The organism is Bradyrhizobium sp. USDA 4472, from assembly GCF_054058595.1.
The window spans coordinates 4,060,923-4,082,329 of the sequence record NZ_JBSSAM010000001.1 but is presented as its reverse complement, the minus strand read 5'-3'; the positions used below and the strand labels follow the sequence as shown (position 1 = coordinate 4,082,329).

Annotated in this window: 17 protein-coding genes and 4 pseudogenes; 6 read left to right on the top strand and 15 right to left on the bottom strand. The window is 62.2% G+C overall.

Annotated elements, in window-relative coordinates:
* Nucleotides 1-27: 27 nt before the first annotated feature.
* The 5 genes and pseudogenes from ACVWZ4_RS18930 to ACVWZ4_RS18910 form a co-directional block, all read right to left on the bottom strand.
* Nucleotides 28-1,371 carry a cytochrome P450 gene (locus ACVWZ4_RS18930; protein WP_456699322.1) on the bottom strand — a complete coding sequence of 448 codons (1,344 nt, stop codon included), beginning with the start codon at nt 1,369-1,371 and terminating at the stop codon, nt 28-30.
* Nucleotides 1,371-2,216 carry an SDR family oxidoreductase gene (locus ACVWZ4_RS18925; protein WP_456699323.1) on the bottom strand — a complete coding sequence of 282 codons (846 nt, stop codon included), beginning with the start codon at nt 2,214-2,216 and terminating at the stop codon, nt 1,371-1,373. The genes ACVWZ4_RS18930 and ACVWZ4_RS18925 overlap by 1 nt, the downstream gene beginning before the upstream one ends.
* A complete protein-coding gene (locus tag ACVWZ4_RS18920; protein WP_456705070.1) occupies nt 2,203-2,511 on the bottom strand; it encodes a ferredoxin in 309 nt (102 codons plus the stop codon). Before ACVWZ4_RS18920 ends, ACVWZ4_RS18925 begins: the two co-directional genes overlap by 14 nt.
* A 9-nt stretch (nt 2,512-2,520) precedes the next feature.
* Nucleotides 2,521-3,801 (bottom strand): annotated as a pseudogene (locus ACVWZ4_RS18915) (cytochrome P450); the annotation flags it as partial.
* A gap of 5 nt (nt 3,802-3,806) precedes the next feature.
* Nucleotides 3,807-4,090, bottom strand: a pseudogene (locus ACVWZ4_RS18910) (cytochrome P450); the annotation flags it as partial.
* Nucleotides 4,091-5,296: 1,206 nt separating this feature from the next.
* Between ACVWZ4_RS18910 and ACVWZ4_RS18905 the strand changes: the two are divergent.
* The gene (locus ACVWZ4_RS18905) at nt 5,297-6,238 is read left to right on the top strand and encodes a TauD/TfdA dioxygenase family protein (protein ID WP_456699325.1); all 942 of its coding nucleotides are present in this window, start codon (nt 5,297-5,299) and stop codon (nt 6,236-6,238) included.
* 157 nt (nt 6,239-6,395) lie between these two features.
* Here the strand turns inward: ACVWZ4_RS18905 and ACVWZ4_RS18900 are convergent, their stop codons facing one another.
* The 9 genes and pseudogenes from ACVWZ4_RS18900 to ACVWZ4_RS18860 form a co-directional block, all read right to left on the bottom strand.
* On the bottom strand, nt 6,396-6,632 hold the full coding sequence (locus ACVWZ4_RS18900; RefSeq protein WP_128921289.1) for a DUF2274 domain-containing protein: 237 nt from the start codon (nt 6,630-6,632) through the stop codon (nt 6,396-6,398).
* A gap of 4 nt (nt 6,633-6,636) precedes the next feature.
* Nucleotides 6,637-7,842, bottom strand: coding sequence for a TrbI/VirB10 family protein (locus ACVWZ4_RS18895; RefSeq protein WP_456699326.1), 1,206 nt, complete (start codon nt 7,840-7,842; stop codon nt 6,637-6,639).
* Nucleotides 7,839-8,867, bottom strand: coding sequence for a P-type conjugative transfer protein TrbG (gene trbG, locus ACVWZ4_RS18890; RefSeq protein WP_456699327.1), 1,029 nt, complete (start codon nt 8,865-8,867; stop codon nt 7,839-7,841). Before trbG ends, ACVWZ4_RS18895 begins: the two co-directional genes overlap by 4 nt.
* Complete coding sequence (gene trbF, locus ACVWZ4_RS18885; RefSeq protein WP_456699328.1) at nt 8,864-9,547, bottom strand: conjugal transfer protein TrbF; 684 nt, start codon at nt 9,545-9,547, stop codon at nt 8,864-8,866. Before trbF ends, trbG begins: the two co-directional genes overlap by 4 nt.
* Before the next feature lie 100 nt (nt 9,548-9,647).
* A pseudogene (trbL, locus tag ACVWZ4_RS18880) lies at nt 9,648-10,664 on the bottom strand (P-type conjugative transfer protein TrbL); the annotation flags it as partial.
* Nucleotides 10,661-11,941, bottom strand: a pseudogene (locus tag ACVWZ4_RS18875) (methylase); the annotation flags it as partial. The pseudogenes ACVWZ4_RS18875 and trbL, both read right to left, overlap by 4 nt.
* Before the next feature lie 185 nt (nt 11,942-12,126).
* Complete coding sequence (locus ACVWZ4_RS18870; protein ID WP_456699351.1) at nt 12,127-14,244, bottom strand: ParB/RepB/Spo0J family partition protein; 2,118 nt, start codon at nt 14,242-14,244, stop codon at nt 12,127-12,129.
* A 103-nt stretch (nt 14,245-14,347) separates the two neighbouring features.
* Nucleotides 14,348-15,310: an ArdC family protein gene (locus tag ACVWZ4_RS18865; protein WP_456699352.1), complete on the bottom strand. Its 963-nt coding sequence runs from the start codon at nt 15,308-15,310 to the stop codon at nt 14,348-14,350.
* A 646-nt stretch (nt 15,311-15,956) separates the two neighbouring features.
* The gene (locus ACVWZ4_RS18860; protein WP_456698882.1) at nt 15,957-16,997 is read right to left on the bottom strand and encodes an IS110 family RNA-guided transposase; all 1,041 of its coding nucleotides are present in this window, start codon (nt 16,995-16,997) and stop codon (nt 15,957-15,959) included.
* Nucleotides 16,998-17,289: 292 nt separating this feature from the next.
* Here ACVWZ4_RS18860 and ACVWZ4_RS18855 point away from each other — a divergent pair, with 292 nt between their 5' ends.
* Nucleotides 17,290-17,568: a hypothetical protein gene (locus ACVWZ4_RS18855; RefSeq protein WP_456699353.1), complete on the top strand. Its 279-nt coding sequence runs from the start codon at nt 17,290-17,292 to the stop codon at nt 17,566-17,568.
* Between the two features lie 34 nt (nt 17,569-17,602).
* Here the strand turns inward: ACVWZ4_RS18855 and ku are convergent, their stop codons facing one another.
* The gene (gene ku, locus ACVWZ4_RS18850; RefSeq protein ID WP_456699354.1) at nt 17,603-18,535 is read right to left on the bottom strand and encodes a non-homologous end joining protein Ku; all 933 of its coding nucleotides are present in this window, start codon (nt 18,533-18,535) and stop codon (nt 17,603-17,605) included.
* A gap of 145 nt (nt 18,536-18,680) precedes the next feature.
* On the opposite strand from ku, the gene ACVWZ4_RS18845 reads away from it, so the two are divergent.
* The 4 genes from ACVWZ4_RS18845 to dinB are packed head-to-tail and all read left to right on the top strand — an operon-like array spanning nt 18,681 to nt 21,401.
* Entirely contained in the window at nt 18,681-19,076 is a 396-nt protein-coding gene (locus tag ACVWZ4_RS18845; RefSeq protein WP_456699355.1) for a hypothetical protein, read from the top strand.
* Between the two features lie 46 nt (nt 19,077-19,122).
* Complete coding sequence (locus ACVWZ4_RS18840; protein ID WP_442546379.1) at nt 19,123-19,572, top strand: hypothetical protein; 450 nt, start codon at nt 19,123-19,125, stop codon at nt 19,570-19,572.
* 3 nt (nt 19,573-19,575) lie between these two features.
* On the top strand, nt 19,576-20,301 hold the full coding sequence (locus ACVWZ4_RS18835; protein WP_456699356.1) for an SOS response-associated peptidase: 726 nt from the start codon (nt 19,576-19,578) through the stop codon (nt 20,299-20,301).
* Nucleotides 20,298-21,401 (top strand): DNA polymerase IV, encoded by a 1,104-nt coding sequence (dinB, locus tag ACVWZ4_RS18830; RefSeq protein ID WP_456699357.1) that lies wholly within the window; start codon nt 20,298-20,300, stop codon nt 21,399-21,401. The genes ACVWZ4_RS18835 and dinB overlap by 4 nt, the downstream gene beginning before the upstream one ends.
* Nucleotides 21,402-21,407: the final 6 nt, after the last annotated feature.

Sequence of the window (21,407 nt, the reverse complement as noted above, 5' to 3'; positions counted from 1 at the left end):
CTCGCCACAGGGGCATGTGATGCCAGCTCATGAGAATCCGATTCGAATAGTCGTGGATGGATGTGCGGTCGGGTAATAGCGCCGGCCTTTTTCGACACAGCTCAGCAACCGGGGCCGCGCTCCGCCCTCGTGCATGGTCAGCGCCAAGGTGATGCAGAACTGCACCAGTTCCAGCCATGCCAGGTGGTAGCCGATGCAGACGTGTGGGCCGGTACCGAACTGCAGCGTGTCCACCGGCCGGATCGGCTCGGTGCGTTCCAGCCACCGCGCCAGGCGAAACTGATGAGGCGCCTCGTGCAGCAGCGCCGAGGTCGAGAAATGCAGCAGCGGGATGCATAGATCAGTACCCGCGGGAATGTGCCGTTGGCCGAGTCGCAATTTACGCACTGCGCGGCGCACCAGGAGCGGCGTCGGCGGATGCATGCGCAGCGTCTCGCGGAACAGCGCCTCGGCGACGGGACACTGCGCCAAGTCCGCGTGCCGGGTCGGCACTGCGCCCACGCGTTGCGCCTCCTCGACCAAAGCCTCCCACAGCCCAGGCTGCCGCGCCAGCTCGATCACCATCCAGGCCATCGTTGAGGCGGTGGTCTCGTGACCGCCAAGCAGCAGCAAGCGGATATTGCCGACTAGGACTTCATCGGAGAGCGCACCGTCGCTGCGATCAAAGGCGCTCACCATGTCGTTGATCAACCCGGTGCGCGCGGCATGTTCGCGCGCGGCGCGAACGAACTCGCGCAACCGCGCATCGATCCAGTCGCGGGCGGCGCGACCGCGCCGCAAGGGCAGTCCGGGCAGGTCGACCGGGGGCGCGACGATCAACTGCAGCAGTTGCCGGTACTTGCGACGCCATTCCGGCAGGTCATGCGCGGGGATTCCCATGAGGCTGAAGATGAGCTTAAGCATCAGATCGCCGGTTTCGCGCAGGATGGTTACCTCGCCCCGGTCGCGCCACCTCTGCACCCACGCTCGGATGACGGGCGCGAAAAGCTCGCCGATGCCGGCCTGGGTCAGCCCCGCAGGCAGGAACGCCGCCTGGATCGCGCCGCGCGCCTGCCGGTGCGCGCCGCCGTCATGAGCGACCAACGTTCCACCAAACAATTCGGGCGCGATATCTTCGATCAGCGCCGAGGACACGTCCTTGTGTCGGAGCAGTGCGATCGGGTCCGGATCCAGACAGGTCACCATGTGTCCGGCAGGGCCGAAATCCAGCCAGAAGTGGCTGCCCAGCGTCCGTTCCGCGCGCCGCAGCAGGCGCGGCAGGTCGCAGACGATGGCGGGAAGATGCCCGACCAAGGGGAAAGCGCCGGGCACGACCGGGATGTCGTGCCGTAGCCGATCTCGACGGTTCAGCGGGTTGAGCAGCATGTCCATCAGCAGCGCGGCGACGCAGCCGCTTCGGCGGTCTCGAGGGAAGGCCGTGCGGCGCGGCTGTTCCCACCGTCGGCGTACGTCGGCACATGTGCCAGCATGCCGCCGTCGATGCACACTACTTGGCCGGTTATGAACGCAGCATCGTCGGAGAGCAGGAACGCCACCAGCGCGGCCACGTCCTCCGGGCGGCCGACGCGCGGTAGGAGCTGGTGCCGGCGCAGACGCCGTTGCATGCACTCGTCCAGCTTGCCCAGGAGACGCTCGGTCATGATAAGACCCGGCGCAACCGCGTTGCAGCGGATCTGCGCATGACCGTACTGGGTGGCGAGCGAGGCCGATAGCATGTTCATCGCCGCCTTCGATGCGGCGTAGGACGTCAGCGCGGTGTCACCGCTGAGCCCCTGGCACGACGACATGTTGACGATCGCGCCACCGCCGCGGCCGATCATCGCTGGGATGGCCTGCCGGCAGCAGAGCAACGTGCCGCGCAGATTTGTCGCCATGGTCTGATCCCAGATAGCCAGGTCCAGGTCGAGGATCGCGCGGTCGCGCGAAGTCAGATGCATGGCGCTCGCGTTGTTCACCAGCAGGTCGACCCCACCGAAGTGCCGCTCTGCCGCATCGAACAGCGCTACCACAGCCTGCGCCTCGGCGATGTCGATGGCCAGAGCCAGCGCGTGGCCCGCCTCGGCAGCGATTTGCGCGGTACACGCCGTGGCCGCCGAGCGATCGATGTCCCCGACTACCACTCTGCCGCCCTCTCGCGCGATGGCGAGGGCGCATGCCTTGCCGATCCCGGCGCCGGCACCGGTGACCACAGCCACCTTGCCTTCAAACCGTCCCATCGTGCCCTCCTCGATTGCGTTCGTCTCTCGCGGCGTGCGGCTCGGCCTCAGCCGGAGAAGGCGCACTGCCAGCGCTGGCGCACTCGCCGTCGCCAGCTGCGCTTTCGATGACCCGGATGGCGGCGACCGGGCACTGTCTGGCTGCGAGCCGCACGGCGGTGTGCAGTGCCTGCGGGACTGTCGCCCCGCAGACTTCGGCCACGCCGTCCGATTTGCGCTGGCGAAAGGTGCTCGGTAGCGTCAGCACGCACTGCCCGCTGGTTCCGCACAGATCCTGGTCGACCACGACGCACATCTGCGCCCTCTGCGCACGCAGCCGCACCGGCAGCGCGCGGAACGTCCTCAGGAACGCGGAGGGCTCCCGCGTCGGCTGTTCGGTCAATGCTAGCTTGGGGAAGCGCGCCTCAATCCGCGGCAAGCTCTCGGCCAACTGTACCCGGGCCAATTGCGCACCAAGGCAGAAGTGGATGCCATGGCCGAAGCTCAGCATGATCTTCCCGTCGGTCGACATGCCGGGACTGGTGTCGTAGAACCGCGCGGGATCGAAGCGGTCGGGATCGGCGAAGGCGTCCGGGTCGCGATTGCCAGACGCGATCAGCAAGCGAACATCCGCGTTCTTCGGGATCACCACACCGCCTAGTTCGATGTCGTGCTTGGCGATACGCGGAATGGAGCTGAACATGATGGGAGCGTCGCAGCGCAGGACTTCTTCGACGAACGCCTTCACCCCCATGGCATCTCCCTGCAGCCAGTGCCGCTGTTCGGGATACGCCAGCATCGCCAGGATCGCATGGTCAATCGTCGCGGCAGTGGTGGCGAAACCGCCCAGCAGCATGCCCCACAACATGCTGATCAACTCCGCATCCGACAGCGTGTCGGCATCATCGTCGTGCGCGCCGACCAGCATCGACACGATGTCGTGGCGGGGATCGGTACGCTTGCGTAGTATGAGATCGCCGAAGTAGGCCTTCACTCTGGCACTGGCCGCGTCCGCCGCGGCGAGCTGGGGATCGCTGGCCTGCGGGCTCAGGCCTTCCAGAATGGCGCCGATGCCGGTAGCGAGTTCGAACATGTCGTCCTTGGGCATGCCAAATAGTTCGGCGAATACAAGCATGGGCAGTGCCAGCGCGAATTCCCGATGCAGGTCCACGGCCTCCCCGCGCTCCAGCGCGGGCGCCATGCTGTCCATGCGCGCTGCGACAATGCGCACGATGCTCGGTCGCAGATTGTCAATCTCGCGCATGGTGAAATCGCGCGAGATCAGCCGGCGAAGACGCGTATGCGCTGGTGGGTCTTTCATTGCTATCGTGGAGGCCAGCAGATCGAACGAGAGGCTGTTCGCCGCCTGCGGAAAATAGCGCGCCAGTTCGCCTGGCGCCGGCCCCCGAAACGCATCGCCGGTGGCATTGAGCACCCAGTAGATGTCGGCGTGGCGGCTCAACAGAAAGAGACCCGACGCCGCGCGATGCACCGGATCGTGCTCGCGCAACCATCGCATGAACGGATACGGGTCGTGGATGCGCGCCGGCAACGCCAGTTCGGCGAATGCGTCCCGGCATGCTGCCCTGGTTTCTTGCACATCCATCTTGGTTATCCGTCGGCTGGCTGATCTAACCTGTGCGCGGGAGGCGCGCGGGAAAATCGCGGAGACGATCGCGATCCCTCGGCGGCGTGCGCACATCACCAGAGCGCCGGAACTCCTCCAAACCGTCAGTGACGATCTTCTTGCGCAACTTCAGTTCTTCGGGCGCCACGGCCAAGCGCAGTGCGGGAATGCGCTGGAAGATAGAACCGAACACCACCTTGAGTGTCAGCCTGGCCAGCGACCCGCCGATGCAGGAGTGCGGCCCGTAGGAGAATGCTAGGTTCGCTTTCGTCGGCAGGAGTTGTTGAGACACGGCGGCACTTCAATCTTAAAGCGGTGGAACGCGGAAGATGGTCGAGGCGCTGCGGGCAGCGCCTGCGCGTGCGCTTGCATTCACTCCTGTTCGTCGATGTTGACCGGCGGGGAAGACGGCTGAATCCTATGGCCTCAAGCTGCCTTTAGCCACCTACCGAATCTTGTAGTAGCTCGGAACGCCTGTGGCGCTAAAATGGAAAGTCGATCCCCACGCGCCAACATACGAACGTATTTCCGATCGGTATCCGCCTATTTTTGGTTGGCTACATGCGCGTGTCGCCGGACTCCGACCGCCAGAACACCGACTTGCAGCGCGACGCGCTGCTCGCGCCGGCGTTGATCCGCTTCACTTGTTCGAGGATGACGCCGCGCCAAAGCTGCCCCGCGACTGGTCGCATTGGTGTCATCAACGGCCTAGCAGTAAGCAAACTGGCAGGAGATCAGAATGTTGCAGCTCTCATCTCGTTCAGGACTAAGACGATAATGTGCATGATCTGTCCACAGCGTCGCTCAACAAAGAGCGATCTTACACCTACAGCTCTCAAAGAACCCGAGCGGTCGGTCCATCAATTACGTCCCGAAATTCACGAAGGAACAGTCAATTGGGATTGCCGAACTCGTGTAGACTGTGTCGGTATTCTGACAGAGGCACAATCTCGTGTCAGGTCCAGTACAACGCGCATAGTAAACGTTGGTACTGTCGAAAGCCCATTTAGCTTTGTGACTTGCTGGCGCCGCCGGGGATGACCATTGCTCAAAACAAATTGCTGGAGAAACAGGGCTAAAAGGCAGCAATGCTCTCGCTCCAAACTCTCTATCTCGCTGCGGAAGAAAGGTCCGCTCGTTCAGCTCGTTTACGTGCGCTGCACCCCTGACAGCTCTGTTCGGACATATCCACTGCGACCGCTTAGACATATAGAACAGCTAAAACCTGGTCTCGAACGTATTACCGCACGTAATGCACCCAGGTTCATGGCTTGCGCTTCGACTGGGTTAGCTTGGCATCGAGTTCTTTCGTCAGTCGGCCCAACCACTGGCTTAGTTCGAGGACTCGCGCCAAATCCCACGATTCGTTCACCGCCCATTGTCGAGTTCATGTTTGTCTTTCGGCTGGCACGATGCTTGCTGAAGTTCATTGCTCCCGGGGCGAGGAAGAACTGCAAGAGCTTGGAAAAGCAAGATGAGCACGAACGCTTTGATCGGTGGCGTCATTCCGCGCACCGATGTTGTGAAACGTGCGGCGCGCATTGGTGCCGAAGTCAAAAATATCAAGTTATCAGGCGATCTACCGGATAACGCAATCGCCGCGATCAACAGCCTATTGCTAGAGCACAAGGTGATCTTCTTTCGGAATCAAGGACATGTTAATGACGCCGAGCAGGAGCGCTTTGCCGCTCGTCTTGGAAAGCTGGTGCCACATCCGATGCTCGGTGCTACCAAGGGGACGGCGTCGCTTCTCGAATTGGACTCCACTCGCGGCGGCGGTCGCGCCGACGTTTGGCATGCGGATGGAACCTTCGCCGACGCTTATCCCAAGATTCTGGTACTACGGGCTGTTGTAATTCCGATGTTTGGAGGCGACACGGTGTGGTCGAACACAGCTGCCGCTTATCTTGGTTTGCCGCCGCCGCTACAACGGCTGGCCGATGGCCTATGGGCCGTTCACAGCAACGTCTTCGATTACGCCGGGATCGCGCGTGTCCGCGAGATCGATAAAAAACACTTTGACGAGGTGTTCACCAGAACGGTTTTGGAGACCGAGCATCCCGTGGTACGCGTCCATCCCGAAACAGGCGAGCGGACGCTAGTGCTCGGCGCGTTGGTGAAGCACTTTGTTGGGATCCCCAAATACGACGGACAAAAGTTGTTCGATCTGCTCCAATCTCACATCACCGCGCCCGAAAACACCGTGCGCTGGAACTGGTTAGAGGGGGATATTGCGATATGGGATAACCGCGCAACGCAGCATTACGCCCTCAACGATTACGGCGACCAGCATCGCGTCGTACGTCGCGCTACGATCGAGGGTGACGTGCCCGTCAGCGTCGACGGCAGGAGCAGTGTAACGCGCCTGAACGGGACCGAAAAACTGCACGTCGACACCCAGGACTCTGCCGGCTGAAAACCGGGAAACATTGGTTACCGCAGTCGTTTCGGACAAACGCGGAAGTACGCTTTCCGACGCCGCATCTCAGCTCTTAACGCCAACTTCGGCAGCGCTTGGCTGTGCTGGCAAACATTTGTGTCGACAACGGCTTCAACGAAAGCTTGATGCATCACTATCCTTCGCCGGCGGCCGCCCCGTGGCCACGTTTCAGTTTAGAAAACGCGCGATCAGTGGCCATAAAGCGCGCCAACATGGGGGCGATGAGTTTAGTCGGATCGACCACTTGGCCACCCTGACGCGTAAGCGCTTCTGCATATGCAATGAGATCACGACGCACGGCCGCGGGCAGCTCCACAGTCACTTTGACGGGCTTGTCGTCTGGGAGCTCTCCTATTTTAAGTTTTGGCATGTTGTCACCCGCGATATGGGGTAAGTATGAGATCACGATTAACAAGAACACGAACCGGGAAACCGGGTCGCACGGTCAGAGTGGGCTGGATGTTGAGGCCGCGCCGAACTACCTGTTGACCGGTCTGGTTCAGGGAGTCCGAGGCGCCGTGTCGCAATGCCTGGATGAGGGCGCTGTCGTTGCTGTTGGTGTCCGAGCCTGCTCCGAGTTCGGTCCCAACCGCTAGAAACGTCGATAGTGCCGCAGCCTTGAACAGCTCACCCCAGTGATTGTCGACCTGGTCTTCGAGACCTGCATAGCCTGCGGCATCCGCTCCAGGCTGTCGCTCGAGAACGATAGAACGGCCATTCGGCATGATCAGCCGAGTCCAAACGAGCAGGACGCGGGACTGGCCGAAAGTGACCTGACTATCGTAGATCCCGATCAGACGCGCTCCCTGGGGCACAAGCAGAAAGCGGCCAGTCGGCGTGTCGAAAATATTTTCGATTACCTGCGCCGTAATTTGGCCTGGTAGGTCGGATCGAATCCCGGTGATCAGAGCGCCCGGAATAACGGTCCCCGCTTGCACGATATATGGTGAAGCGGGCCTGGTGACGCGATCAGGGCTGACCGTGCGGCGGTCCACAGAGGCGTTCACGAAGGCAAGCTTGCGATCTTGACCGTTCTGCGCAAATCCATCGTCATTGGCACTCGCAGGCAATGCGATGCGGTCGCCCCCTACACTCGTTGCCGTTGGCTCACGCACTTCTCTCCCATTGGTCGAAGTGAACAGATGGCTGACGCGGGCTGCCTCGGTCTCCTGGTCCCGCCGCTGCTGGTCCGAATCAGCTCCGCTTGTCGGCAACTGGCCTTGAGCTGCAAGGATGGGTCGACCGAGGTCCCCGGGGAGCGGCGGACCCAGTTGCGGGATTGGCTGGCGTGGAATGCCAGCGTAGTCCTTCGGCAGCGCCGTAATCCCGTCGGCAACATTGTGGTGGTCGGTACTGTAAAGCTCATCGGCCGCGTGGTCTCGAGGGCCATTCTTCTGCAGCGACCACAGCACGGCTCCGCTGATGACAAGCAGGGCTACCGCGCTCCCCGCCGCCAGTACTTTCCGTGACAACCGTGTCACGCGCGGGTGCTCCGCTCTCAAGCGGAAGTTCCTGGACTGATCCTCTTGTGTCTCAGACGGAGCCGCTTGCTCCTGATCGTTTCCATTCCTGAGATTCATGACGAAGGCCTCCCGTCGGTCCGGACAATACGGACCTTCTGCTGGTGCTCGCCGCCAAGCCGCAGTTCGGCGGCAGCAAACAGCCGATCGACGATCAATACGTTGCCGTAAGCGCGATAATTGACGAGTTCAGTCTTGCCGTCTGGACCGATGACGAAGAGCGGAGGCATCTCGCCCTGCACGATGCCTTGCGGGAATTCGACATAGACCTTGCGGCCATCGTCATATGCGGCGAGCGGCCGCCAGGGCGGGCTGTCTCCTTCGATGGCGTATCGGGGGATACGTTGCGCCGGATCCGGAAGAACGGGTTTCAGAGCAATTGAACGGGACCGTTCATGCACAGTTTCCGGATAGTACCAGGCAACAGACGGCATGTAGGGCCGCTCGCGGGAGCGGAGCTCGATCAGATAGGTGCGCCGGTCGGTATTGACGACAAGGTTGGTCTCGATCGAAGCTCGGGTCGGCTTGACCAGGATATGGACGCGCCGTGTATCGCCGCTCCCGCTCTCGGTATCGCCCACGACCCACCGCACGGTATCTCCGGCCGCGATCGGCCCCGATCCCGTCAGCTGCTCCCCCTCCTCGAGCGCAATATCCGTGATCTGCCCCGGTGCAGCGTAAATCTGATAGAGCGCCCCTGGACTGTAGGCGTAGATTTGCGCCGCATTGAAATATCCACGCTTGCGCGGTTCGACCCGGGCTGCGCTGTTTGCGGTCTCAACCCGGCTGACGGGTTCAGCGTCTTCCTTCCCTCCCGACTTGCCGCCGAGAGCCGGTTTCCAGAGGGGTGGAACGTGAAGCGGTCGCGATCTGTCGTCGAGAGCCACCGGAGTCGCCGGTAACGGAGGCACTTCAGCGTCATAGCTGATCTCCGGCGGAATGTAGGTCGCGCACCCACCGAGCGGAGACGAACAAAGCAGAAGAGCGGACAGAAGTGCACGCTTCGAGGTCACGAACTCGGGCCCCGCCGAATTGAGCCTGCTTTGCTGGAGAGACGAATGAACGTCAGACGGCGTCTTGGTCACTGACTCAACTCCTTTGACCAGTTGATGGCGCGGACGTAAACGCCAAGTGGATTCTTGCGCAGGCGTTCGGCATCGCGGGGTGTCTCGATCACGATCGAGAGAATCGCAGTCCAGCGCTCAGTCGAACTCAGCGAGCCGTTGTCGTAGACGCGCTCGGTCCACGCGACGCGAAAGCTCTCCATAGAGGCGCGAATGACGCTCGACACGTCGACGGAGATTTGGGCCTTGCCCAACTTGGCAAAGGGGTCATTGTTGCGCGCGTAGTCGTTAAGCGCAGCGGCGCCGCGATCGGTCGTAAAATCATAGGCCCTGAGCCAGTTTTGTCGCAGAACGATGCTGTCGGCCGGCAGGCCCCTGACATCCTCGATGAAGCGCGCCAGATGGTAGGCGATCTGAGCATCGGTGGGCTGATAGTCGATGTTCGCTGGCGCAACCCTTTGGGCCCGGCCGAGATGGTCGACTTCGACCACCCAGGGCGTGATCGAGCCCTGGCTCGACTGCCAAACTAGGCTAACTGCGAGACCGGCTGATAACATCAAGCAGCCGAACGCCATCAGGCGCCAGTTCTTGGCCTGCACGCGGGCCGATCCAATTCGTTCGTCCCACACCTGCGCTGCCTTTTGGTAAGGCGTGGTCGGCTCGGGCATGCGCCCGTAATGAACGGAAGGTCGTTTGAACATCGATAATTGCCCCTGAGATCAAGTGATCGGTTTTGAGCGTGCGGTGTACGGATTTGAGGCGCTGCCGCGCAGCGGGTGGCGAAAGCGCGGTGGCCGCGCGTCAGCGCTCTCCTTCGGACAAATCGACGGACGAGCCGCTGCCGCCATGATCGCCTGAGCGAACCGCGTGGCCGGCCGCCGACGCACCGTGCCGAATGGTCTGGGCCCCCTTCATGCGCCGCGCCCAATCTGGCTGCCCTTCAGCCGAGGTGCTCGCGGCCTGCCCTCCCGTTTGCTCAGTTGCGCCGAACGCCGCCGCTGCGCGACGCAAAGGACTCATAGCAGCCGAGTGACCTGCCTCCGCGACACCAGCAATGCCTCCGCTTCGATAGGCCGCTGATGCTCCACTCATGATGGCGCCGCCAACGCGCGCTGCACCTGCAATCGCACCACCAGCGAGACTGGCGCCGCCGGCGGCGAGGCCGGCGCCCGCCGCAACAATGCCACCGGCAGCAAGGCCTGTTCCAACCGCGGCACCGGCACCGAGCTGAGGTCCACCTGACACCAGGCCGTTGGCGATTCCAGGACCGAAGATGCCGAGGCCCAGCAACGCGAGCGCCGCGAGCACCAGCGTCATCGCGTCCTCGATGGTCGGCTGGGCGCCGCCGAAGCCTGCGGTGAACTGCGAAAACAGGGTCGAGCCGATGCCGACGATGACGGCCAGGACCAGGACCTTGATCCCTGAAGATATCACGTTGCCCAAGACCCGCTCGGCCGCGAAGGCTGTCTTGCCAAACAGGCCGAAGGGAATGAGCACAAAGCCGGCCAGGGTGGTGAGCTTGAACTCGATCAGGGTGACGAAGAGCTGAATCGCCAGAATGAAGAAGGCGAGCAACACTACGACCCAGGCGAACAGGAGAATCACGATCTGGACGAAATTCTCGAAGAAACTGATGTAGCCCATCAGATTCGAGATCGAATCGAGGAGCGGCCGACCGGCATCGAGACCGACTTGAGCGATCTTCCCCGGTCGCAGGAAATCCCCCGCCGACAGGCTTGTACCAGACGCTTTCAGCCCAAGGCCGGCAAAGCTCTCGAAGACAATGCGTGCCAGGCCGTTCCAGTTGCCGATGAGGTAACCATCGCCGCGGACTGCACGAGCTTGGTCGGATGTGCGCACGATCCGGGAATGCGGATCGACTGCAATCCGTATTCTTCATAGAGCGCATCGGTGAGCCGGGCACCTTCCGGCGGGGACCATTCGACCGTCTCGTAGATCAGTTCTGCGCCTACTGGCGCGGCGTCTCTCGAAGTGGACGATATGCGTGGTGCAATGGCGCTGGCCGATCGCGACATCGCTGGCCGCCCAATACCAACGATCTCTGATGGCGCGGCGACGGGCAGCCTTGGAGGCACATGCAGGTTCACCCAGCCAAGCAAGGTAGCGACATCACCCGCCATGCCTGGCGAGGCGGGAAAAGCGGTCGGATCGGCAGCGGGCAGCTTGTCGATCACAAGCAGCCTGGTATCCGTCTGAGTACCATGCTTGGCGTAGACGGCGCCGTCGATCGCCGCACAAAACACCACCCGTCCGCGTTCCTGGAGGCGAACGAAGGCATCTCGCCATGCCGGATTGTCCGGCGCGAAGCTTGCGCCGGCAATAGCAACGAGGCGTCCACCGTCGCAAAGACGCGCGAGCGCCGAAGCGACGTGGCGGAGAGCCGCATCCGCCATCCGTCGATCGACATTCGCTACCGCGGAGAACGGCGGGTTCATCAGGACGACGCTAGGTGTGACACTCGCATCGAGGTGGTCATCGATCTGCGCGGCGTCGAACCGCGTGACCTGAACGTTGGCGAAGAGATGGCCGAGCAGCTCCGAGCGGGCATCGGCCAACTCGTTCAATGCCAAGGCGCCGCCGGCGAGCTCTGCAAAGACGGCGAGCAGGCCTGTCCCCGCGGATGGCTCCAGAACGCGATCGGCAGACGTAATTCCGGCTGCGGTGCATGCGGCAAGCCCGAGCGGGATCGGCGTCGAGAATTGCTGATATGCCTGGCCGTCCTCGGACCGCCGCGTATGTGTCGGCAGAAGGCCAGCTACTCGCACGATCATCGGCAGCATGGCGGCCGTCGAACCAGCCTTGGCCCGCATGGCCGGGCCGAACTTGCGAAGGAACAGAACGGTTGCCGCCTCGCAGACGTCATAGGCGGTCTTCCAGTTCCAGACCCCGGCTGCATCCGAGGCGCCGAAGGCAGCCTCCATGGCGCAACGCAGGGCAGCGGCATCAATGCGACGGCCCCGTTCGAGATCGGTCAAGAGCTGTCGCGCGGCCCTGACAGCAGCGGAGGTGAGACTTGCAGCGGCACGCATCGAGAGGGGCGCGGCGGCAGCGCCGCCGGCGAGAGATTCGGTCATGGCAGGATTTCTTTCGGAGAGAAGGAACGGGTCGAACCATCAGGCGCTCTCCTCTGATCCCGACGGCTCAAACCTTTCCCGGCCTGCCTCTCCCTCTGAGCCCTCGCCAATAAGAATGGGGACCAGCGCTGAGCACCGGTCCCCAAGCAACCGCGGGACGGCCGGAGCCATCCCGCTCTGTGATGTCACTCAGCCGCGTCGAGCTGTTGCGGATCTTCGTCGCCGGCGGCCTCCCGATCCTCTTCGTCGGCGAGGAATTCGGGCAGCGAGCCCGCTTCCCCCTCCTGCTCCACTGGCGCCACATCGGGGTCGACGAGACGCAGCGGCTCCGGCAACCAACCCGAGCCATCCAGAAGACGCTCGGCCTCCTTGGCCATGTCGGCCTTCTTCAGATGGTCGATCAGTTGCGCCGACGACTCGCCCTTGGCTTCCCGCACCGCTTCCAGAATACGCGGCTTGGTGACCCGGCCGAGATAGTTGTCGACAGTCGGTCGCCAGCCAGCCTGCACCATGTCGAGCCCGACCGCCCGCGCCAGCACATCAGCTTGGCCGAGACGCGTGCGGACACCCTGAGCCGAGACACGGCCTTGGTTGTAGCGGTTGGCCGGCTCATAGACGGCGTTGGCCGCAAATGATGCACAGTGGGCGAACAGCGATGCCTGTGCACCACCATCGAGAGCCGTCAGCGCATCCCAGAGATCGTTCTCGCTCTTCGGCAACCGCGCCTTCCAGGCCTCATGCCGCGCCTCGACTGCTTTGGCCGAGACGCTTTCCCTCAGCCCCGGAGCTTGGGCGGGAAAGTTCGGCGTGCGAAGGCTGATCTCAAGACAGCTCCCCGACGACGCGAATCGGTAAAAGGCCGTCAGCACGAAGTTATGCAGCACTGCCTGGAACGCAACCGCTGGATTTTCTGCCAGCGCATCCCGCAATGCCAGCGTACGATGCGCCGTCAGCTCGATAATCAGCCGATCCGGCAGAGGCCTGGCCGCGTCCTCATCATCTTCTTCAGCATCAGGAGCACTACCTGCGACCGCGATGACCGTGCGCTGGACGGAAGGGGCCTCTCCTTGACCTTCAGTCGACGACGCATCGGCGCCCTGCTCGGCATCAGGATCGGCTGTCGGCATCTCGTCCTCTGGCCGGACGTAACCCCGGTCCACGGAGAGGCGCCCTTCGGAATCGATGCTGATGAAGACACCAGCTTGGGCGATCTCCGTCCGTTCGTAAAGCATCGGTCGGTCTTCGAATGCCGCCAATGCCGACTCGATTTCCCCGAGACGCCGATCGACCTCGTCCGGCAACTCGTCGGCATCCTGGTAATCGGATTCAAGCTTGGCCTGCTCGGCGTTGAGAGCATCGATAGTGGCCTGCTCCTCAGGCGAGAGATCGACAGGTTTGCCTTCGATTTCTCGTAGGCCTTGAGTGTGACCGTAGGAGAACTCCACGGCGACTGAGATCCACTTCCAGCCTTCGGTAGCAATCGTCTCAGCTTCGGCTTTGAGCTTTTCGGCCACGAGCCGGTCGAGCAACACGATGTCCTGGAGCCAGCCGCCGTCGTCTTGCTCGAACAGATCCCGCAGAACGCCGCCGCCTGCGTGCTGATAGGCATCGAGGCCCACGAATTGGGCTCGACGATCGGACCCGCGCACGGTGTTCTCAGTGAGCAGCCGGCGGATCTGGTAAGGCTCGTCATAACCGGAACGGCTGACGTTCTCCCAGATTTGCTCCTGCCGGGCGTGATCGGCCGTGACCGAGAACGCCATGAGTTGCTCGAGCGTCATGCCGTCTTCGGCATAGACCTCGTGCAGCTTCGGTGACACCGACGCCAGCCGCAGCCGCTGCTTCACGATAGCCGGGTTCACGAAGTGCCGGGCGGCGATGTCTTCCTCGGTCATACCGAGATCGCGGAGCGTCTGGAAGGCCCGAAACTGATCGAGCGGATGCAGACCGACCCGCTCATCGTTCTCCGCCACCGAGTCGTCCGCGGCGATGCCCCCCTCACGAACGACACATGGCACCGCCTGCGTCTTTGACATGCGCTTTTGTTTCACCAGGAGTTCGAGAGCGCGATAGCGCCTGCCGCCCGCCGGCACCTCGAACATGCCGGTCTCGTTGCCATCTGCATCAGCGACAGCCCGGACACTTAGACTTTGCAGGAGCGTACGCTGCGCGATGCTCTCGGCTAGCTGCTCGATCGAAACACCGGCCTTTACGCGGCGAACGTTCGACTGGCTGAGCACGAGCTTGTTGAAGGGAATGTCCCGGGAAGGCGACAGCGTGATCTTTTGTACGGCTTTCGTCATTTTGGTTCTCCACGACGGGCGGCCGGTAGACTCTCTCTCGGCTTCCAACCCGTCGCGAACAGCCTTCCCTCCTCTCACTCTCGCGCGGCCACGAGGCCACGCATCATGCCGCCTCGTGATCGGCGACAACCGAATGCAGCGACGTGTACTCCATGACCCCGGGAACGAAGCCGAGCAAATAGTCCGCCGCCTTGCTCGCCTGCGAGGCGGCGCGCACGATGGCCCGATTGTCTTCGCGCAGGACGTCAAGCCAGGAGCCGATATAGTCTGCATGGCGCACGGTGGGCACAATCCCGAGCGACGCGCAGCTGAACGCGGAACTCAACTCGGCAACCAGTTCTTCGAAGGCGTATTTCTTCGTACCGTAGGATCCGCTCTGGTCGCGATTGAGGCGCGAGGGATGCCCAGTCGCATGACCGAGTTCATGCAACGCGGTGCGATGCCAATTGATGGGTTCGAAATACGCCTGCGGCGGCGGGACCTGAACGAAGTCTTCGGCTGTTGCATAGAATGCGCGATCTCCACCAATCCGAAATGGAATTCCGCTGGCCTTGATCAGGGCGTCGACCGTGGGTTCGATGAGGCCAGTCGGCGGGGGCGGCGCAGCGGCGGCGATGCCATCGGGCAGTTCCTCACACTGATCGGTGTTGAAGACGGTAAATCGTTTGAGGAATGGAATTGCCTGCGCGTCTTCGCCGGTCTCGGCGGCGCGTCGTTTTTCGTCATTCGGCACGAAACGATCAGCGTAGACGACTGTGGTGCCGCGCTCTCCCTTGCGAACGTGGCCGCCAAGCGAGAGGGCCTGGCGAAAGGTGAGCCAACTTTGACCGGCAAATCCGCGTTCGATCACGGCTCCCCAGAGGATGAGGATGTTTACCCCACTGTATTGCCGGTTGGTCGACGCGTTTTTCGGCATAGCCAGCGGCGCTTTCGCCGCGGCCGTACCCCAAGGCTGAACCCAGGGAACGCGTCCGGCCTCAAGCTCGGCGATGATCTTGTCGGTGATTTCGTTGTAGAGGTTCGCCCGGTCCTGGCCGGCGCGCGCGCAAGCATTAGGGTTCGACATCGCGGGTCTCCGCGACGGGCACCGCGAGCCTCTCTCGCAGCTTGTAACCCGTCACGGAAAAACCCAGCCTGCACTCTTACTCTCAGCCTCTTCGCAATCTGCCAGGCCACAGGCCTGATCAGGCGTGCGCCAGGGCGCATCGCCTTCGAGAGATGGCACCCGGAGAGCGTGAGCATAGCGACCCGAAGGGGCACGCGGGTCCGAGTGCAGCGACGAGACCGGTTCAATAGCGGCACCCGGGAACGGGGCAGTGATAGCGATCGCCGCAGGCGAGCCCCTTTTCCGATTGCCCCCGGCGAGGAGCACCATAGCGCTGGCGCGAGGGATCGAAGCCGCAAGGCCGAGACGCTGCGCGGCTCGGTTCATATGTGGACGGCCCCCGACTTGCAAGAAATGGCTCTGGCAGCATGCTCGGATCGCTTGCGCTCATATGTCCGGCCTGTTTTCGGGTCTTGCGACCACCGGCCAAGATGGGCTTCGCGGACAGTGAGATCCAAACACGAGAGCGGCATTTTCTGCCGGTAAACCGAGCGGAGCATTTCACTGACCGGCTTGCGCCGAACGTACCACCTCTTCCTGTCCTGCAAGTTCCGCCCCCAGCGTCAAACCTGCCGGTCTGGCGCCAAGCTCTGCATTTCGTTCAAGTCTATGTCGGCATCGGCATGACGCTGCTTGCAGGCCGGTACCGCTCGCCGCTGACCATCAGTTTCCAGGCGATCCGCGCCAGCTTGTTTGCCAACGCTATGGCCACCAGTTTCGGCGGTTTGCGCGCGATGATGTCTTTCAGCCAAGGCCAGGAGCGAGTTTCCCGGCGACGCATATCTGCGATCACAGCCGTCGCCCCAGCCACCAAAACGGTTCGCAACATGCCGTCGCCGGCGCGGGTAATGACGCCAAGCCTGTTCTTTCCAGCCGTCGAATGATTCTTTGGGGTCAGGCCGAGCCAGGCGGCAAAGTTTCTCGCCGACTTGAACCCTCGAGCATCCACGACTTTGATTGACAGCAGCGTCGCACCGATCGGACCGACGCCCGGGATAGCCGCCAGCCGTCGGCTCATCTCGTTGCTCCGGTGGAGTTGCATGAGCTTCTTATCGAGCTTGGCGATCTGGTCGTCGACGCGCGCCAGCTCAACTGCCAAGGCGTCCAACAACTCTTTAGCCAGGTCGGGGACTGTTGCATCGGCCTGAATGTCGATCAGCAATTGTTGAAGACGCGAAAGCCCCTTGGGCGCGGTAAAGCCGAATTCCGCGGCGTAGCCGCGGATCGAATTGGCAAGTTGGGTACGCCTGCCTATGAACTGGTTGCGCACACGCGCGAGCATCTGTGCACCCTGCTGCTCAGGGCTCTTGATAGGCACAAAGTTCTTGCGCAGTTTCGGCCGACTTGCCGCTTCGCAAATTGCCTCGGCATCCGCAGCGTCGGATTTCCCGCGCGGCACGTACGGTTTGACATATTGAGGCGGAATCATCGCCACGTCGTGCCCGCGCGATTGCAGCTCCCGCGCCCAATAGTGCGACGCCCCGCAAGCCTCCATCGCGACAAATGTGGGCGGCAAACGACTAAAGAACTCCAAAACCTGCCCCCGTCTCAACTTACGCCGCAGAACCGGCTGCTCGGTCTCGTCAACGCCATGCAGCTGAAACACACTCTTCGACGTATCCAGACCGATGCGAACAATCGTTTCCACGGGCGGCTCCTTCGTTTGAGGTCAGCGACGACCTCTTTTTGCCACGCACTGTGGCGGAAGGGGGCCGTCCACCCCAACACGAGAGCCCGGTGCGGCCCACCGCACGCGCACACCCACTAAAAACCTGAGCGAACGTGATGCTGGCAAATCCTGCGAGAACAGCCTGGCATTTCCGCAGTGGCCTCAGAATGCGGGAAAACCTCGTCCTCTGCCGTCGGGGAATCCCAGCCTTGTGCTAACAGCCGGAACAAACGACGGGCCACAGGATTCGTCGTATTCGGAGTCTGTTGCAATGCTGATGATCAGTGAACGAAGGCCGACAACACGGACGCTGCGGGGATGGGCGATCCACGTTCTTCAGGAAGTAGGCGCCATCCGCGAGTGCGAGGAGCACGGTTGGATGCAGGATCGCGCCGATCCGCATGCGCGAGAGCGATCCTTCGATATCGCTCGTCGAGACCCGCCAGCAGACGTATCCCCTCAGGCGGCGGAAGCCGCGGTTCGCGACGTGCTGGACTCGATTGGCGATACCTGTCCAGAATGCTCCCCTGACGAGGAGGACCGGCGCTAAGCATTGAGGCTAACCCGTCTCCAACCTTGGGGACCTAAGCCGACTTTCGCTGCGACCTTGTGGCGGGCTTTTTTGCCGCACCCTCCTTCGCCGCTTTTTTGCCGGTGATCGGCATCAGCATTTCCTTCTGCCCAGCGGCCGCCTTGCGTGGCTTCTTGGCCGTCTTCTTCGGCGCCTCGGTCGGGCCCGCCGCGTCTCGTCCGAGGCTCTTGCGCAGCGCGTCCATCAGGTCAACGACGTTCTCACCTCGAGGACGCGCTTTCGCGGTGATGGGTTTGCCCGCGCGCTTCTGATTGATGAGATCGATGAGGGCGGTTTCGTACTGGTCTTCGAACTTGTCCGGCTCGAAATGGCCCGCCTTCTGATTGACGATGTGCTTGGCGAGATCAAGCATGTCCTTGGTGACTTTTACATCCTGGATGTCATCGAAATACTCATCCGCAGAACGCACCTCATAGGGATAGCGCAGCAGCGTCCCCATCAACCCCTTGTCCAGAGGCTCGAGCGCAATGATGTGCTCGCGATTGGTCAGCACGACGCGTCCGATGGCGACCTTGTTCATCTCGCGGATGGTTTCGCGGATGACTGCGAAGGCGTCGTGCCCAACCTTGCCATCCGGGCACAGATAGTAGGGGCGGATCAGATACCGCGGGTCGATCTCACTCCGGTCTACGAACTCGTCGATTTCGATCGTTCGCGTTGATTCCAGCGCGACGTTCTCCAACTCTTCTTTCGTCACCTCGATGAAAGTGTCCGTGTCGACCTTGTAGCCCTTGACGATGTCCTCGTTGTCGACCTCCTCGCCGGTGTCGGCATCCACCTTGGCGTACTTGATCCGATGGCCGGTCTTTCGGTTCAGCTGGTTGAACGAGACTTTTTCGGATTCCGACGTGGCCGGATAGAGCGCAACCGGACAGGTGACGAGGGAAAGACGTAGGAAGCCTTTCCAGTTTGCGCGGGGGGCCATCGCGGGGGAACTCCATTACTGATGCCGGATTCAAGACGATCCACGAGCCTTGGTTCCGACATCACATCCCTCCCGCCAGGGTGATTTTTTCTCAGGTAGCCCTCGGACGGACTCGACATTGTTCATGTTATGTTCTAATTCGGGCATGACCGACCGACCCGCGAGCTGGCGCATGCCGACCCCGAAGCAAATGGAAAAGCTGGCCGCCGAGGCCGCCCGCAGGCCGACATCTTCCGCTGCGGCTCCGGATGCACCGCTTCCGGCCGAATACTGGGACTCGGTGCTCAAAGATCCTCGCGCCGGCACGACCGCAACCGAGATCCGGCAGCGTCGTCTTTCCGACGTTCAGCGCCACGTCCTCCGCGTGACCTGCCGCCGCTGCGAGCGAATAGTCGAAATCCAGACCGCCGATGCCGTCCGCTTGTATGGCCGCAACGCAGTCTGGAAGGACGTCGCGCAACGGCTGCTCGACAACACCTGCCAGCAGCGCACCGGCAGGCATGAAGAAGACGGGTGCTGGCCAGCGTTCGAGACGCCGTAGTCGCTCAGGATTTGCCGATCCGATCTCTCTGCGCCTGGATGTCCGGATGGCCCCGAAGTATCACCCTACGCCCCTGTCGGGAGGCGATCGCAAGGCTCTGGCAAAAGAGCTCGGCAAGGCACGCGCGATGGCTAGCATCCTGGCGACCCAATCGGCGGAGATGCGGGCCAAAGGCGAGGCGATGATCCAGCAAGCCGACAGGCTGCTTTGCGAAAGCTGGAACGAGCGGATGTGGAGTGACGGCGAGCCGATCGATCCGTCGCCGACCATCGATCAGGCCGTGAACGGAGGCTTCCCCTGGCTGGAGATCAGGTGCGCGCGCTGCAAGACGCCGAGCGATGTCGACCTCGCGGCGATGAAGCACCCGCCGACCACCTTCGTGCACGATCTCGCCAGCCGGCTGCGCTGCCGCAAATGCGCCAAGGCGGGCCGGCGTCCATCCGCGACTCTGTTACAGTTGACGTGGCAGCCGCGCCACCCTCGAACCGAATCCTGACCGATGTGCAATCTTTATTCGATCACGACCAACCAAGCCGCGATCAGCGCGCTGTTCCGCGTCGTGAACCGATACGTTGGCAACCTGGCGCCGATGCCCGGGGTGTTTCCCGACTACAAGGCGCCGATCGTGCGCAACGGAGCCGAGGGCCGCGAGCTCGCTACGGCGCGATGGGGGATGCCATCATCATCAAAGGCGCTGATGGACGCCACGAAGAAACGAGCCGAGAAGCTGCAGGCCAAGGGCAAGACGGTCGATTTCAAGGAATTGCTGCGGATGGAGCCGGACGGCGGCACGACCAACATCCGCAATGTAAAGAGCAAGCACTGGACGCGATGGCTGGGGACCGAAAATCGCTGCGTGGTACCGTTCAACTCCTTCAGCGAGTTCAACAAGGCCGAGGGCGGGGATATTTGGTTCGCGCTCGATGAGACCCGTCCCCTCGCCTGCTTCGCCGGCATCTGGACCAACTGGACGTCCGTCCGGAAGGTCAAGGAGGGTGAGGCCACCAACGACCTCTACGCGTTCCTCACGACGGAGCCTAACGCGGAGGTCGGCGCCATCCACCCCAAGGCGATGCCCGTCATCCTGACAACGCCAGAAGAAGTCGAGACCTGGATGACGGCTCCTCCGGACGAAGTCTTGAACCTGCAGCGGCCGCTTCCGGACGGATCGCTCAAGATCGTCGCCCGCGGCGTCAAGGAAGACCCAGCCGGGCAGACAACGTGACCGCCGAGGACGACGACCAGGCAGAGCCCTCGCCCCGTCAGCGCAAGATCATCCACGTCGACATGGACGCCTTCTATGCGTCCGTCGAGCAGCGGGACAATCCGGATCTCCGCGGCAAGCCGGTGGCCGTCGGCGGATCCCGGGAGCGCGGCGTTGTGGCGGCGGCCAGCTATGAAGCGCGCAAGTTCGGCGTCAGGTCAGCCATGCCGTCGGTCACCGCGAAGCGGCAATGCCCAGACCTGATCTTCGTCAAGCCGCGCTTCGAGGTCTACAAGGCGGTCTCCCTGCAGATCCGCGAGATCTTCGCCGAGCACACCCCGATCATCGAGCCGCTGTCGCTGGACGAAGCCTATCTGGACGTCACGGAAAACCTCCAAGGCATTCCGTTGGCGCGCGACGTCGCGCTAGCAATCCGTGGCAAGATCAAGCTGGAGACCGGCCTCAACGCCTCCGCCGGGATCTCCTACAACAAGTTTCTGGCTAAGCTCGCTTCCGACCACCGCAAGCCGAACGGCCAGTACGTCATTACGCCGGAGATGGGTCCGACCTTCGTCGAAGCTTTGCCCGTAGGCAAGTTCCACGGCATCGGCCCGGCGACCGGCGCCAAGATGAATTCCTTGGGTCTCTACACCGGCCTCGACATGCGCAATCAGTCGCTCGAATTCATGCAGGCCAACTTTGGAAAGGCCGGAAGTTACTACTATTGGATATCGCGGGGCGTTGATAACCGCGAGGTCCGCGCCGACCGAATCCGCAAATCCGTCGGTGCTGAGAACACGTTCTCCGCCGACGTCACTGGCTTCGACGCCATGGTTGTCGAACTGAAGCCGCTCATCGACAAGGTCTGGCGATACTGTGAGAGCGCTGGCAACCTGGGACGCACGGTGACGCTGAAAGTGAAGTTCAACGACTTCGAGATCATCACACGAAGTAGATCCGTACCCGTCGCGGTTTCGAGCCGCAGTGACCTCGAACGTCTATTGGTTACCTTACTTCAAAACGAGATGCCCCTTCCCAAGCCCGTCCGGCTTCTGGGAGTCTCGCTTTCATCGCTACAAAGCGACGACAATGCGGCACCGCAACTCGATCTGCCAATCTGACGGTTA